Here is a 13,836-nt window from a genome sequence, read left to right as displayed (position 1 = left end):
GTGACCTGGTCCACGGGGCTGCTCGGCTTCCTCGCCGGGCTGCTGATCTCGGTCGCGACCGCACCTGTGGGCGTGTCCGGCGCGGTGTTCCTGCTGCCGGTGCAGGTCAGTGTGCTCGGAGTGCCGAGTCCCGCCGTGACCCCCACCAACCTGCTGTACAACGTGGTGTCGTGCCCCGGCGCACTCCTGCGCTACCGCAACAGCGGCCTGCTGCGCGGGCGGCTGACCGGGCTGCTCGTCATGGGCGCGGTACCGGGGGTGGTGGCCGGCGCGGTGATCCGGGTCTTCGCCGTGCCCGGCCCGGCGGTCTTCCGCCTGTTCATCGCCGTCCTGCTGCTCCCCCTGGGCGCCTGGCTGTGTGCCCGCACCCTGCGCCCCTCGCGCCGCGGTGCCGTCGCCGCGCCGCCGTCCCCGCGCGCCACCACCGGCCTCGCCCTGGCCGTCGGCGTCGCGGGCGGGGTCTACGGGATCGGCGGCGGTTCGCTGCTCGGGCCGATCCTCGTCGGGCGCGGGGTCCCGGTCGCGAAGGTCGCGCCGGCCGCCCTCGCCTGCACGTTCGTGACCTCCCTGGCGGGAGCGGCCACGTACGCCCTGCTGTCCCTGACCGCCACGGGCGACATCGCGCCGGACTGGGCCCTGGGGCTGGCCTGCGGTCTCGGCGGACTCTGCGGCGGCTACCTGGGGGCCCGCCTCCAGCCACGCCTGCCCGAAACGGCGCTGCGGCTCCTGCTGGGCGGCCTCGCCCTGGGCATCGGCACGCTGTACGCCGTCCAGGCGCTGCGGGGCTGACCGGCGCCCGGCTCCGGGGTGCCGCCCGCCGGTCGGGATCCTGCCCGCCGGTCGGGATCCGCGTCCGCCGGTCAGCCGCGCAGCGCGGACGCCTCGCGGGCCAGTCGCTGCACCCGCGCCCAGTCCTTCGACGCGATCGCGTCACCGGGGACCATCCAACTGCCGCCCACACAACCGACGTTCGGCAGGGCCAGATAGGCAGGTGCCGAAGCGGGCGAGATGCCGCCGGTCGGGCAGAACCGGGCCTGGGGCAGCGGCGAGGACAGGGCCTTGAGGTAGGCGGTGCCGCCGGCCGCCTCGGCCGGGAAGAACTTCATCTCGGTGACCCCGCGCTCCAGCAGCGCGACCACCTCGGACGTCGTGGAGACCCCCGGCAGGAACGGCACGCCCGACGCCTCCATCGCGTCCAGCAGGGTGTCCGTCCAGCCCGGACTCACCAGGAAGCGCGCGCCGGCGGAGACCGTCTCGGTCACGTGCCGCGCGGAGATCACCGTGCCCGCACCCACGACGGCGCCCGGGACCTCGGCGGCGATCGCCCGGATCGCGTCGAGCGCGGCGGCGGTGCGCAGCGTCACCTCGATCGCCGGAAGCCCGCCCGCCACGAGCGCCCGGGCCAGCGGGACCGCGTCGGCCGCGTCCTCCAGGACGACGACGGGGACGACGGGCGCGAGGTCCAGGACGGAGGCGGACGCGGGCAGGGCGGCGGGCGCGGAGGAGGTCATGGGCCCATCCTGCCGCGCGAGGCGCAATCTACGCAATGACCGTTGCGTATGCTGCAACGAACGCTAGTGGATCTCCGTGACCACCACGTCGAGCGCCCACGGCCGCCCGGCCCGCGCAGGGGCCTGCGCCTCGACCGTGTAGCCGAGGTCGCGCAGCACCTCCACCAGCTCCGCGGGACCCTTCGGCTTCGCCCCGGCCACGAGCAGATCGCGGACCATCCGGCCCTTGGTCGCCTTGTTGAAGTGGCTGACCACCGACCGCTTCTCCACGCCGTTCACCACCTGGGACTGCAGCACGCGCACGCTCGCGGTGCGCTCCGCGACCGCGCCCGCCGGCTTCCACGCCCCGGTGTACGCCGACGACCGCAGGTCCAGGACGAGCCCGTCCCCGGCCGCCTCCGGCAGGACCGACGCCATGGGAGCGCGCCAGTGCGCGCCGAGCGCGCCCACCCCCGGCAGCTTCACCCCCATCGAGCAGCGGTACGACGGGATGCGGTCGCCCACCCGCACCGCGCCCCACAGGCCCGAGAAGACCAGCAGCGACTTCCCGGCCCGCCTCCTGGCCGCCGCGTCCAGCGTGGCCAGACCGAGGGCGTCGTACAGCACACCGGTGTAGATCTCCCCGGCCGGCCTGGTCCCGGCCGTGCGCAGCTCCGCGTTCTTCGCGATCTCGCCGCGGAGCCCCTCGCTCAGACCGAGCACCTCGCGGGCCCCGTCCTCGTCCGTCAGGCACAGCTCCACCAGTTCGTCGAGGACCGCCTCCCGCGCCCCGGCGAGGCCGGACAGGGACAGCGACTCCGGCTTCAGGGGTGCCCCGCGCCCCGAGGCGGCCTTTCCTTCGGAGGGCGGCAACAGCACGAGCACGGGTGTCTCCTTCGTACGTGACAGAGGGTCCCCGGTGGCACGGGAACCCTTCGCCAAGGGTACGGGCCGGCGACGACGTGCCCGCCGTCCGCCCGGGCCCGGGCCGGGATGCCGACCGCACCGCCCCCGCCTACGCTCGGTGGCATGCCCCGCCGCCAGCTCCACATGACCGGCGCCGCCGACAGCCCGCTGCGGGCGGCCCTGCGAGCCCTGCGCACCGAGCTGGGCCTGACGGCGGACTTCCCGCCCGACGTCCTCGCCGAGGCGGCCGACGCCCTGAGGTCCCCGGACCTGTCGGACCACCGCGACGCCACGGACCTGCCGTTGTTCACCATCGACCCGCCCACCTCCCGGGACCTCGACCAGGCTCTGCACCTGGAACGGCGGCCGCACGGATTCCGGGTGCACTACGCCATCGCCGACACCGCCGCCTTCGTACGACCCGGCGGGGCTCTGGACGCGGAGGCCCACCGGCGGGTCACGACCCTGTACTTCCCCGACGGCAAGGTCCCCCTGCACCCGGCCGCGCTCTCGGAGGGCGCCGCCAGTCTCCTCCCCGGCGAGACCCGCCCCGCCGCCCTGTGGCGGATCGACCTCGACCCCGAGGGCCGCCCGGTCTCCACCGAAGTGAGCCGCGCGCTCGTACGCAGCCGTGCCAAGCTCGACTACGCCGGCGCCCAGCGGCAGATCGACGCCGGTACCGCGGAGGAACCGCTCGCCCTGCTCAGGGACATCGGCCTCCTGCGCGAGGAGCAGGAGACGGTCCGCGGCGGCATCTCGCTCGACGTCCCCGAACAGGAGATCGTCGAGCGTGGCGGCGGCTACGGCCTCGACTACCGCGCGCCCCTGCCCGCCGACGGCTGGAACGCCCAGATCTCCCTCCTCACCGGCATGGCCGCCGCCCGGATCATGGCGGACTCGGGAACGGGCATCCTCCGCACCCTGCCGGTCGCCCCCGACGGAGCCGTCACCCGCCTGCGCCGCACCGCGCAGGCCCTGCGCATCGACTGGCCGCACCACGTCCCGTACGCCGAGGTCGTCCGCTCGCTCGACCCGCGGAACACCGTCCACGCCGCGTTCCTCGAGGAGTGCACCACCCTCCTGCGCGGCGCCGGCTACACCGTCTTCGAGCACGGCGATCTCCCGGACCCCGCCGTGCACGCCGCCGTCGCCGCGCTCTACACGCACTGCACCGCGCCGCTGCGCCGCCTCGTCGACCGGTACGCCGCCGAGCTGTGCCTCGCCGCGACCGCGGACCGGGAACCGCCCGAATGGGTGCTCCAGGCACTGCCCGGCCTGCCCCGGGAGATGGCGGAGGGCACCCGCCGCGCCAACACCGTGGAGCGCGAGTGCGTCGACCTCGTCGAGGCGGCACTGCTCCAGGACCGGGTGGGCTCGGCCTTCGACGGCTTCGTGATCGACGTCGACGACGAACGGCCGTCCGTGGGCACCGTCCACATCGAGGACCCCGCGATCGTCGCCCGGATCGAGTCCGACTCCCCGCTCCCGCTCGGCGAACGCCTGCGGGTCCGGCTCACCCAGGCCGACCCGGGCTCGGCGAAGGTGCGGTTCGCACCCGAGTGAGCGCGGAGACGACGGCACGGGGGTCGTCCGCGTGGAAGCGGACCGTGTGCGCCGTACCGGGCTTCCCCATCGGCCGTACGAACGCGACCGGACCCGTGAGTTCCACCGTCACCGTGGTCTGGCTGCCCACGGACAGGTCGAGTACGCCGTCGGGGTGCAGCAGGACCGGCCGGCCCTCCGGGTAGCGCCGGTCCACCCGGGCCCCGGCCACCGAGGCCGCCGGGATCCGCAGATCGAACAGCCCGCCGAGGCGCAGGCGCAGCGAACCGTCCTCGCCCACCACGTGCGGCCGGGTCACGCAGGCCGCGTGCAGGGAGAGGAGCAGGACCACCCCGTACACATCGACCACGAGCAGCACGCGGTGCACGACCGGCCAGGGGATCAGCAGGGCCAGCATCACCGTCTCGATCAGGGACACGAAGACCAGCCCGTACATCATCGCCGTCTGCGGCCCGGTGTAGGGGACGGCCAGCGCCCCCTCCGGTACGCCGTGACGGCGCCGCAGCACCCACAGCCCGAGACTGTGCAGGGCCCGTACCTCGTGCGCCACCAGCCGCCGGACCGTCAACGGGACCAGGGCCCGCAGCGCCGTCCGCAGCGCCTCGCGGCGTCCCGCACCCGCCCGCCTCCCCGCCGCGTACAGGGGCCACAGCGTCACGCCCTCCACCACCAGCACCGCGGCCACGAGGACCTCGGCGCCCAGGAGGACGGCGAGCGGTATCCGTACGCCGGCCACCAGACAGACCACCAGGGCCAGTTCACCGGGCAGGACCGCCCACGCCGCCGCACGGGCGATCCGCACACTCATCGCCCCGCCCCGTCCAGCCGCGCGGCCACCCCGGCCATCATCCGGCGCACCACCTCGGCCTGCGCCGGTGCGTAGTCGGCCAGCAGCGCCTCCGCGAAGCCCGACCCGGCCGGGAGGCCGGACGGGAGGCCGGACGGGATCGCGTCGAGCACCCCGGCGGGCACGGCGGCGACCAGGTCGGCGGCGAGCGGGGCGATCCGGGGGTCGTCCGGGGATGCCGTCGCCAACGCGTCCAGCCGCTCGTACAGCTCCAGGACGGAGGGGTCCTCGGCCATCGGCCGCAACGCGCCGAAGATCTCGTCGGCGCCCTCCGCCCCGTCCAGCAGCGCCAGGTGTTCGCGGTCCTTCGTGGCGGTGGGGGAGTCCGTGGCGGGCGTGGCCCCGAGCAGTTCGGCGAGGGCGGGGGACACCGGCTCCCGGCCGTTCACCGGACCGGCCATCAGCAGGGCCAGCCGGCGCCGCCGCTCCCCGATCTCCTCCTCCTGGCGGGCCAGGTCGGCGTCCAGCTCGCCCAGCACCTCGACCAGCTCGCGCCCTGCGTCGTCGGCCACCACGTCCCGCACCTCGTCGAGGCCGAGACCGAGCTCGGTGAGCCGTCGGATCCTCGCCAGCAGGACCGCGTGGCGCACGCTGTACGCCCGGTAGCCGTTGGTCCGGCGCCCGGGCTCGGGGAGCAGGCCGATGTGGTGGTAGTGCCGGATCGCCCGGGAGGTGACTCCGACGAGCGCGGCGATCTCTCCGATACGCATGGGGCCAGTAGAAACCCTGACGCTGCGGCAAGGTCAAGGTCCCCGACGACCGGCTTGTCCCCCTCTCGTACGATCACGTCTTCGGATACGGACCGCGTACCGACACCGTCCCGACTCCGTCCGAAGGAGGCTCACGCATGAGTGACCTCGCCCCCGGCCTCACGGCCGGCCGGCCCCGGCAGATCATCGCCGCCGCACGCACGCTCCTGGAGGAGGAGGGCGCCGAGGCGCTCACCATGCGCCGGCTGGCCGACCGGGTGGGAGTGAAGGCCCCCACGCTCTACAAGCACTTCCCGGACAAGTCGTCCGTGGTGACGGCCCTGGCCGGCGAGATGCTCCGGGAGACCGCCGGTGTGCTGGAGGCCGCGGAGCGGGACCACCCCGGTTCCTTCGTGGGGCTCGCCACCGCCTACCGCGCCCACGCACTGGCCCACCCGCACCTCTACCTCCTCACCATGGGCAGCGCGGTCCTGCCCGTGGGGGCGGCGGCCGCCGCGGCCGCCCCGCTGTTCCGCGCGGCGGGCGGTGACGAGGGCCGGGCGCGGGCGGCCTGGGCGTTCGCCCACGGCATGGTGGTCCTGGAGCTCAACGGCCGCTTCCTCCCCGGCACCGACCTCGCGGCCGCCTGGGAGGCCGGTATCGCGGCCTTCGCGGTCCGGGGCCTGGAAGGCGCCGGGTAGCATGGGCAGCACGGCAGACGAGCCGGGCGGACGGCCGCGTGAGGATCTCCGGATCCTCCCGAGGAACGTCCGGGCTCCACAGGGCAGGGTGATGGCTAACGGCCACCCGGGGTGACCCGCGGGACAGTGCCACAGAAAACAGACCGCCCGGGACCTCGGTCCCGGGTAAGGGTGAAACGGTGGTGTAAGAGACCACCAGCGTCTGAGGTGACTCAGGCGGCTAGGTAAACCCCACCCGGAGCAAGGTCAAGAGGGACCGTCGAGAGACGGTCCTGCGCGAACGTCCGAGGGCTGCCCGCCCGAGTTCGCGGGTAGACCGCACGAGACCGGCAGCAATGCCGGTCCTAGATGGATGGCCGTCTCCCCGGCCGCCGCGAGGCGACCGGGCGACAGAACCCGGCGTACAGCCCGACTCGTCTGCCGCCACCTGCGGCTTTGCCTGATATGCCGTTGGCCTGCGTCGGAGGCCCTTCGTGTTCCTCCGTGGGCTCGCCCACGGCAGGCAGCGGGAGACCCTCGGCGGAACGAGGGGCACGACACCGGCCCTCAGCCCGGCGCATCACCGTCGAACACGCCGTGGCCGATCCCGAGCGCCGGAGCCGTTCGCCTGCAGCCTTCGCAGCCCTCACCGGCGTCCGGCCCGGCCGGGTGGGCCCGGACACCCGGTGGGGAGGCGGCTTCGGCCCGGCCGGTCACATGGGCTCATCGGCGGCACTGTTCAGCGCGGCCGGAAGGTCTCCCCTCCGCCGTATGCCGAGTTTGCGGTAGGTGCTGGTCAGATGGGTTTCCACGGTACGCCGCGCCAGGTGCAGCAGCGCCGAGATCTCCGCGTTCGTACGGCCGTCGGAGGCCAGCGTCGCGATGCGGAGTTCGCCGGCGGTCAGTGAGCCGCGGCCCGTGAGGGTGGTGTTCCCGCGGCGGGCGCCGCTGGCGCGCAGGGCCACTTCCGCGCGGCCGGACAGCCGGACGGCTCCCAGCCGTTCGGCCGCCGTCGCGGCCTCCCTGAGCAGCGGGCGGGCGCTGCGGGGCTGTCCGGCGGCCGTGAGCTGGACCCCGTGGGCGATGAGCGCGGGGACCAGCTCGATGTCGAGGGACGTGCCGCGCAGGAGGCCGACGGCCTCGGCGGTGAGCGCGAGACCGCGTCGGCCGCCGGTGGCCGTGCCGAGGACGCGCAGGGCGCGGCCCCGGACCCGGGGCGTGTCCCACACGGCGGCGTACCGGCTCTCCTCCTCGGCGAGCGCGAGGGCCTCCGGCGTCTCCCCCAGGAGGAGATGGCATTCGGCGGCGGCCGAACGCCAGGGTGTGACGACGGGGCTCTGTACGTCGCGGCCGGTCTGACGCCTGCCGCACTCCCGGAAGTCGTCCAGGGCGCCCGCGGGATCGCCGACGGACGCACGCAGGACACCGCGCGCGTAGAGGAACCGATTCTGCTCCCAGCTGCCCAGCGCCTCCTCGTCGACGTTGACACCGGCGACGAGCTGTTCGGCCTCGGCGGAACGGCCGCACTCGACGAGTGCGATGACGCGGTGGGCCAGGAAGTTGCTCGCACCCGTGCGGGGCGAGCCGCCGGTGGCCCCCGGCCTGCCGGCGGTCTCCTCCAGCACCCACCGGAAGTGGCCGCGTGCGGCAGCGGTGTCCACCCGCGCGTTGAGCAGCGACCGGTGGACGGGGTGCAGTGGCGACAGCCAGTGCTCGGTCAACCCGGTCCGGACGACGCGTTCGGCGTCCTCCGGGGCGTCGGCCCACTGCGCCACCGCGGCGGCCGCACCCAGCAGGTAGGGCACCAGGAGCGGATCCTCCGGGGCCGTCAGCAGCCGCCGGATCTGCCGCATGGCCGACTCGGCGGACACCAGCCCGGCCGTGGCCTCGTAGCGGATCAGCAGGGCACGGAGGGCCGGGCTGATCCATTCCGGGGAGCGCTCGGCGCGCTCGCGCAGCCGGGTGTAGACCGCCCGCCGGATCTCCGGGTCGTGGTCGGAGAAGAACGCGGACGCCGTCTGGGCGGTGCGGGCGAGGACGGGTTCCCCGTCCAGCGAGCCCAGATCGCGCATGACGTCGAGCGCGGCGTGCGGCTTGCCCCGGTTGGCCAGGGCGTTGCCCAGGTTGACCGCGGCCAGCACCCGGTCCCTGGGACGCTCCTGGAGGCGCAGCGCCTCGGCCAGCCGGGGTATCCCGCCGGTCCGCAGGGTGGCGAACTCCAGTTCGCCCAGCTCCGTGAGTACCGCGGCCCGGCGCTCGCGCGGCATCGGCTCGTCCAGGGCGCGGCGCAGGTAGCGGGCGGCGGCGCCGGTCCTGCCGGCCCTGGACGCGTCGGAAGCCGCGTCCAGGAGTGCCTCGGCGACGCGCTCCGTACCGCCGGGGGTGGTACGCAGCAGGTGCCCCGCCACGGCTTCGACTCCGTCGCCCCGGTGCCGGCGCAGTTCGGCCGCACGCAGGTGCAGTGCGTGCCGGTGCGAGCGGGGCCAGCCGTCGAGGACCGCTCCGCGCAGCAGGGGGTGCGCGAAACGCGGAACGCCGCTGCCGGGGGAGCGGCGCAGCAGTCCGAGCCGGATCATCGCGGTGACCCAGCCGCCGACGCGTTCGGGGTCGGTACGCGTGAGTTCGGAGAGGAAGTCGCCGAAGTCGTCGCCGAGGCCGTGGCCCGGACCGGGGCCGCCGTGCACGGCGGGTCCCGGGCGGGGGCCGGGAGTGCCGGGGAACCCGTGCCCCGGCTCCACCTCGTCCTCGCCCCCCTCGAAGTACCCTGCCGATTCCTCCAGTTCGGCCAGCGCGCGGGCCACCACGATGCTCTCCTCGCCCGCGCTCCTCAGCCACCACGCGACCGCCGCCACGAACGACCCCGAATACAGCTCGGCGCAGTTCTCGGGCAGCTCCGGCTCGGGGCCGTTGCCGTGCGGGAAGACCGCCCGCAGGTCGTCCAGCAGGGCGCGCAGCAGCAGGGGGTTGCCGGCGCCCGCCCGTACACAGCCGTCCACCCAGGTGTCGCTGGTGTCCGGGCCCAGGGCGCCGCGTACGAGCTCCTCGGCGGCGGCACGGCTCAGCGGCGCCACCGCGTGCATCCGGACCACGCCTGGGGGCAGCGCGTAGGCGAGGCCCGGTGCGGGCGGGGTGATGTCGTACTGCCCGCGCTCGGTCACCACCATCAGGACCGGCATCCCGGTCAGCCGGCGGGCGCCCTCGGTCAGCCAGCGCAGGGATTCCTGGTCGGCGAGGTGCGCGTCGTCGACGGCCAGCAGCAGGGGCGACCCGGCCGCGAGCTCGCACAGCAACTGCCACAGGCGGGACGGGTGGTGGAGGTGGTGCGGGGTCTCGTGGTCGTCGTCCTGGGAGTCGTCGAAGTCGTGTGGCGCGTCGAGGAGCTGAGCGACCAGGGAGAGGGGGATTCCGGAGCTCTCGGCGGAGGCATGGGCCCGCAGGACCCGCATGCCGCGCTTCGTACCCAGGTCGGCGGCGGCCTCCAGCAGCGCGCTGCGGCCCGTACCGGTGGGCGCGCGGAACAGGACCAGCCGGCCGGATCCGTCGACGGCCCTGGCGGCCTCCGCTGCCAGCAGCTCCAGCGCCGACTCGCGTTCGAGCAGACCGGCGGAGGCGGGGCCCGGATCGGACAGCGGGGCCGGGACCGGCGGACGGAGCCCTGGCTGTCGGGGTAACGCTGTCACGGGGACGTGCCGCCGATCTCGTGGTCGGTCTCGTGGTCGGCCACGTTGTGGTCGTCCTTTCGACGACGGAAGGATGGGAGGAACAGGAACGGGTTGTTCCCATGAGGCAGGACGCGAGGACGTAGAGCCATGGTTCACCGGGCCCCGGTCAGAATCCCCGTGGAGATCCACGCATCGGACCCGCTGTCCCTGGACGGAGCGGTCAGCCAGCTTCGCCGGCACTCCGAGGTCGAGCTGATCGACGAGGGAGCGGGCCGGCCGGGCACGGTCGCGGTCCTGCTGGCCGAGGCGCTGGACGAGGCCACGCTGTCGCAGCTCAGGCGGCTGACACGCGCGGACGGCACCAAGGCCGTCCTCGTCACGAGCCTGATCCGCGAGGCGGAGCTGCTCCAGGTGATCGAGTACGGCGTCGGCGCGATCGTCTGGCGGCGCGAGGCCACCGGCCATCGCCTCCTCCGAGCGGTCGTCGCGGCCTCACGGGGTGACGGGGACCTGCCGTCGGACCTGCTCGGGCGGCTGATAGCCCAGGTTGGCACGTTGCAGCGCGGCACGACCAGCCTGTCGGGTGCCACGGCATCCGGCCTGGCGCCACGCGAGGTCGATGTGCTCCGGCTGGTGGCCGAGGGAATGGATACCGGGGAGATTGCCAGCAAACTGTCGTACTCCGAACGCACGGTCAAGAACGTCATGCACGGTCTGACGACCCGGCTGCAGCTCCGCAACCGTGCTCATGCCGTGGCCTATGCCTTGCGGGAAGGCTACATCTGATGGACCGTGCGCCGGCGCAAGGGCCCTGAGGGCAGGAGAGGGGCGACGCCGGGGTAGGGGGACTGCCCCTTGATCGTCCCCCGGGTGCCTCCCGGGGCCGTGCCCCGACGGCGACGATGGGCTGGGGCGCTCCGCGCCGAGGTCGGCCCGCGTCGGGCCGGATCACGGACGGTCCGGCCGAGTGCAGTGACAGATCGATACATGACAGGTCGTTCCGCGGCGGGCCGTCCGGCGACGACCGGTTCCGCGTCGGGCCGTCACAGTGAAGGGCAGGACGACCGTGATCCACGAGGTCGATGACATCCTGAGGGGGCTGCTCGTCCGCGGCGCCTTCGCCGGGTCGGACGTCGAGGTCACCTTCGACGCCCCGACGCGCGAGTGGGCGGCCCGGCGGAACGCCCCGACCATCGACGCGTACCTCTACGACATCCGCGAGGACACCAAGCGGCGCCAGCGCGGCAAGATGTCGCTCCGCGACGAGCAGGGGATCGTCCTCAAACAGCATCAGCCGCCACGCTGGTTCCGTCTCTCGTATCTCGTCACGGCCTGGACCAAGCGACCGCAGGACGAACACCGGATGCTCTCCGCCGTACTGCACACGCTGCTGCCCAAGGAGATCCTCCCGCCGGAGGACCTGACCGGCACTCTCGCCGGACTGGGCCTCTCCATCCCGCTGACCGTCGCGGGGCTGCACACCGAGGCGCGCTCGCTCGCGGACGTCTGGTCCGCGCTCGGCGGAGAGCTCAAGCCCTCCCTCGACGTGGTGATCACCGCGCCGTTCCTGGCCTACCCCGAGTACCGGGTCGGTCCGCCCGTCACCGAAGGGCTCGGTGTTCAGGTGCGCGGGACGGAGGGGCCGCCCGACGACAGTCCGGTGCGTCACCACAGCGCGAAGAGCCTCGAGGTCGCCAGGGAGGACTTCGCCACGAGGCACGGCTCGGCAGGATCGCCCCAGGAGCGGCGGACGTGAGTGACTCCTCCGGCCCCCTGCTCGCACGGCTCGCTGGACTGCGCGAGCGGGTGGCACTCCTCGTCGAGCGTCGCAGCGCCACCGACCCGACGGCCACCGATCCCATGCGCGGGATGTATCTGACGGACGAAGCGATCCGTCATCTGCTGTCCGGGAGCCCGGGGGACGCGTACCCCCTCGGCCCGGACGAACCGGAGCCCTTCGCACCGGAGTCCCCCGAGCCCGAGTCCTCCGAGCTCGAGTCCTCCGAGCCGGGATCCTTCGATCCGGAGGAGTCCGGCCCGGTGGGGCCGGACTCCGACCGCCTCCGACGGCTCGCCCACTGGCTGCGCCTCAGCCCGCTCGACACCCAGATCCTGCTGATCGCGCTGGCCCCCGACCTGGACCGCACCTTCGAGTCGCTGTACGGCTACCTCAACGACGACGTCACACGTCGCCGGGCGACCGTCGCGCTCGCGCTCGACCTGTGCGGGGTGCCCGCGCACTCCGCCGCCGGACGGGCCCGGTTCCATCCGGCCGCGCGGCTGGTCGCGTCCGGGCTGATCGAGGTGGACGACCCCGAACGCCCCCTTCCCAGCCGCTCCTTGCGCGTACCCGACCGGGTCGTGGCCCACCTGCTCGGCGACGACACCCCGGACCCGGCGCTGGACGGGACCGTGCGCCTGCTTCCGTACCTGCCCGTGGAAGCGGACGCGGAGAGCCCGGAGGGTGCGGCGGGCACCGGCCGGGCGCACGCCGTCGGACCGCCGGCACGGAAGCTGGCCGAGCAGCTCTCGGTCCGCCCGCTCACCGTCTACCTGCGTGAGCACCGCGACGGCGACGGGCTCGCCTTCGCCACCGTCGCCCTGGGCGCGGCCGGTGTCCCGGCCCTGCACCTCGTCCCCGGGGAACGACGGGGGGACCAGCGCCCCGAGGAGTACGCGCCGGTGGAACACGCGGCGCAGAAGCGCCTCCCGTACCGGGAACTGCTGCGCGAGGCACGGTTGACCGGCCGGGCGATCGTGGTGAGCCCGCTGCCCGAGAAGCCCGAAGAGCTGATCCGGGCGCTCGCGGTGAGCGACGTCCCGGTGCTGTTCGCGGACCCCCGCCCGTACGACCCGCAGTGGTGCGACAGGGGGCGCGACCCCATCGTGCTGGACGCGCCCCGGCAGCGTGCCGGCGACCTCGACGCCTGGCGGGCGGCGCTCGGCCCCGAGGAGCCGGAGTTCGACCTGGCGCCCGTCGTCGCCGCGTACCGGCTCGGACCCGGCGGGATCGACCGCGCGTCCCGCGCGGCACTGGACCTCGCCGCGTTCGACGGTACGAGACTGTCCGCCGCCCATCTGCGGCTCGCGGCCCGGCAGCAGTCCGCGTCGGGCCTCGAGCGGCACGCCCGCCGTATCCGGCCCGACGTCGGCTGGAGGGACCTCGTCCTGCCCGAGGGCCCCTTGGGACAGCTACGGGAGCTCGTCCTTCGGGCCCAGCACCGCGACCGGGTGCTCGGCGACTGGCGGCTGAGCGCGGGCGGCGGGCGCGGGCGGGGTGTGGTGGGGCTGTTCGCAGGCGATTCCGGCACCGGGAAGACCCTTTCGGCCGAGGTGGTCGCCGGTGAGCTCGGCCTCGACCTCTACGTCGTGCAGCTGCCGTCGGTCGTGGACAAGTACGTCGGTGAGACGGAGAAGAACCTGGAGAGGATCTTCTCCGAGGCCGACCGCACGGACGCGGTGCTCCTCTTCGACGAGGCGGACGCCGTGTTCGGCAAGCGCTCCGAGGTCAGCAGCTCCAACGACCGCCACGCGAACATGGAGAGCGCCTATCTCCTCCAGCGCCTGGAGTCGTTCGACGGCATCGCCCTGCTGACCACGAACCTGCGCTCGAACATCGACGACGCCTTCACCCGCCGGCTGGACCTGGTGGTCGACTTCCCCTTCCCCGACGAGAAGCAGCGCCTGGCGCTCTGGCGGCACAGCCTGGCCCATGTCCCGTGCGCCGACGACATCGATCCGGCGTCCTGCGCGGCGGACTTCGAGCTGGCGGGCGGTTCCATCCGCAGCGCGGTCGTCACGGCCGCGTACGCGGCCGCGGAGCGCGGCGACGGCGTATCGACGTCGGACCTGCTGGCGGGCGCCCGGCGCGAATACCGCAAGGCGGGCCGGCTGGTCCTGGACGACGCGTCCTGGTAGGCACACCGCGCAGACGGGCCCGCGGCCGCCGGACGGAGGATGTCCGGCGGCCGCGGGCCCGTGGCGCTGCGACCGGGGCCG

Annotated in this window: 11 protein-coding genes and 1 other RNA gene; 7 read left to right on the top strand and 5 right to left on the bottom strand. The window is 74.3% G+C overall.

Annotation, left to right across the window (positions count from 1 at the left end; all coding sequences use genetic code 11):
* Complete coding sequence (locus OG927_RS09465) at nt 1-789, top strand: sulfite exporter TauE/SafE family protein (RefSeq protein ID WP_056784732.1); 789 nt, start codon at nt 1-3, stop codon at nt 787-789.
* A gap of 71 nt (nt 790-860) precedes the next feature.
* Here OG927_RS09465 and eda read toward each other — a convergent pair whose 3' ends face one another.
* Together eda and yaaA are read right to left on the bottom strand one after the other, a co-directional pair.
* Nucleotides 861-1,511, bottom strand: a complete 651-nt coding sequence (gene eda / locus OG927_RS09460) for a bifunctional 4-hydroxy-2-oxoglutarate aldolase/2-dehydro-3-deoxy-phosphogluconate aldolase (protein ID WP_124282537.1) — start codon at nt 1,509-1,511, stop codon at nt 861-863.
* 63 nt (nt 1,512-1,574) lie between these two features.
* Nucleotides 1,575-2,375 carry a peroxide stress protein YaaA gene (gene yaaA, locus OG927_RS09455; RefSeq protein WP_056784727.1) on the bottom strand — a complete coding sequence of 267 codons (801 nt, stop codon included), beginning with the start codon at nt 2,373-2,375 and terminating at the stop codon, nt 1,575-1,577.
* 144 nt (nt 2,376-2,519) lie between these two features.
* Here yaaA and OG927_RS09450 point away from each other — a divergent pair, with 144 nt between their 5' ends.
* The gene (locus OG927_RS09450) at nt 2,520-3,959 is read left to right on the top strand and encodes an RNB domain-containing ribonuclease (RefSeq protein WP_245376810.1); all 1,440 of its coding nucleotides are present in this window, start codon (nt 2,520-2,522) and stop codon (nt 3,957-3,959) included.
* Here the strand turns inward: OG927_RS09450 and OG927_RS09445 are convergent.
* Entirely contained in the window at nt 3,910-4,767 is an 858-nt protein-coding gene (locus OG927_RS09445) for a hypothetical protein (protein WP_245376811.1), read from the bottom strand. The two genes, OG927_RS09450 and OG927_RS09445, sit on opposite strands and share 50 nt — an antisense overlap.
* A complete protein-coding gene (locus tag OG927_RS09440; RefSeq protein WP_209470621.1) occupies nt 4,764-5,516 on the bottom strand; it encodes a MerR family transcriptional regulator in 753 nt (250 codons plus the stop codon). Before OG927_RS09440 ends, OG927_RS09445 begins: the two co-directional genes overlap by 4 nt.
* 137 nt (nt 5,517-5,653) lie before the next feature.
* Between OG927_RS09440 and OG927_RS09435 the strand changes: the two genes are divergently transcribed.
* Together OG927_RS09435 and rnpB are read left to right on the top strand one after the other, a co-directional pair.
* Entirely contained in the window at nt 5,654-6,196 is a 543-nt protein-coding gene (locus OG927_RS09435; protein ID WP_056784718.1) for a TetR/AcrR family transcriptional regulator, read from the top strand.
* Between the two features lie 18 nt (nt 6,197-6,214).
* Nucleotides 6,215-6,616, top strand: an RNA gene (gene rnpB, locus OG927_RS09430) — RNase P RNA component class A.
* Between the two features lie 272 nt (nt 6,617-6,888).
* On the opposite strand, the gene OG927_RS09425 is transcribed toward rnpB, so the two are convergent.
* On the bottom strand, nt 6,889-9,855 hold the full coding sequence (locus OG927_RS09425) for an AAA family ATPase (protein WP_330319974.1): 2,967 nt from the start codon (nt 9,853-9,855) through the stop codon (nt 6,889-6,891).
* 129 nt (nt 9,856-9,984) lie between these two features.
* Between OG927_RS09425 and OG927_RS09420 the strand changes: the two genes are divergently transcribed.
* From OG927_RS09420 to OG927_RS09410, 3 genes are all read left to right on the top strand, one after another.
* On the top strand, nt 9,985-10,623 hold the full coding sequence (locus OG927_RS09420) for a helix-turn-helix transcriptional regulator (protein WP_056784715.1): 639 nt from the start codon (nt 9,985-9,987) through the stop codon (nt 10,621-10,623).
* Between the two features lie 280 nt (nt 10,624-10,903).
* On the top strand, nt 10,904-11,593 hold the full coding sequence (locus tag OG927_RS09415) for a DUF4255 domain-containing protein (protein ID WP_056784712.1): 690 nt from the start codon (nt 10,904-10,906) through the stop codon (nt 11,591-11,593).
* Entirely contained in the window at nt 11,590-13,755 is a 2,166-nt protein-coding gene (locus tag OG927_RS09410) for an ATP-binding protein (protein ID WP_330319973.1), read from the top strand. The genes OG927_RS09415 and OG927_RS09410 overlap by 4 nt, the downstream gene beginning before the upstream one ends.
* Nucleotides 13,756-13,836: the final 81 nt, after the last annotated feature.

Source organism: Streptomyces clavifer, from assembly GCF_036345975.1.
Taxonomy (GTDB): Bacteria; Actinomycetota; Actinomycetes; order Streptomycetales; family Streptomycetaceae; genus Streptomyces; species Streptomyces clavifer.
Note: the sequence above shows the minus strand (reverse complement) of the source record. Positions and strands in the feature narration are given on the sequence as shown.

Coding starts and splice junctions, on each gene's coding strand:
- eda (WP_124282537.1), bottom strand. CDS start 1,511: ATGACCTCCTCCGCGCCCGCCGCCCTGCCCGCGTCCGCCTCCGTCCTG.
- OG927_RS09450 (WP_245376810.1), top strand. CDS start 2,520: ATGCCCCGCCGCCAGCTCCACATGACCGGCGCCGCCGACAGCCCGCTG.
- OG927_RS09445 (WP_245376811.1), bottom strand. CDS start 4,767: ATGAGTGTGCGGATCGCCCGTGCGGCGGCGTGGGCGGTCCTGCCCGGT.
- OG927_RS09440 (WP_209470621.1), bottom strand. CDS start 5,516: ATGCGTATCGGAGAGATCGCCGCGCTCGTCGGAGTCACCTCCCGGGCG.
- OG927_RS09435 (WP_056784718.1), top strand. CDS start 5,654: ATGAGTGACCTCGCCCCCGGCCTCACGGCCGGCCGGCCCCGGCAGATC.
- OG927_RS09420 (WP_056784715.1), top strand. CDS start 9,985: ATGGTTCACCGGGCCCCGGTCAGAATCCCCGTGGAGATCCACGCATCG.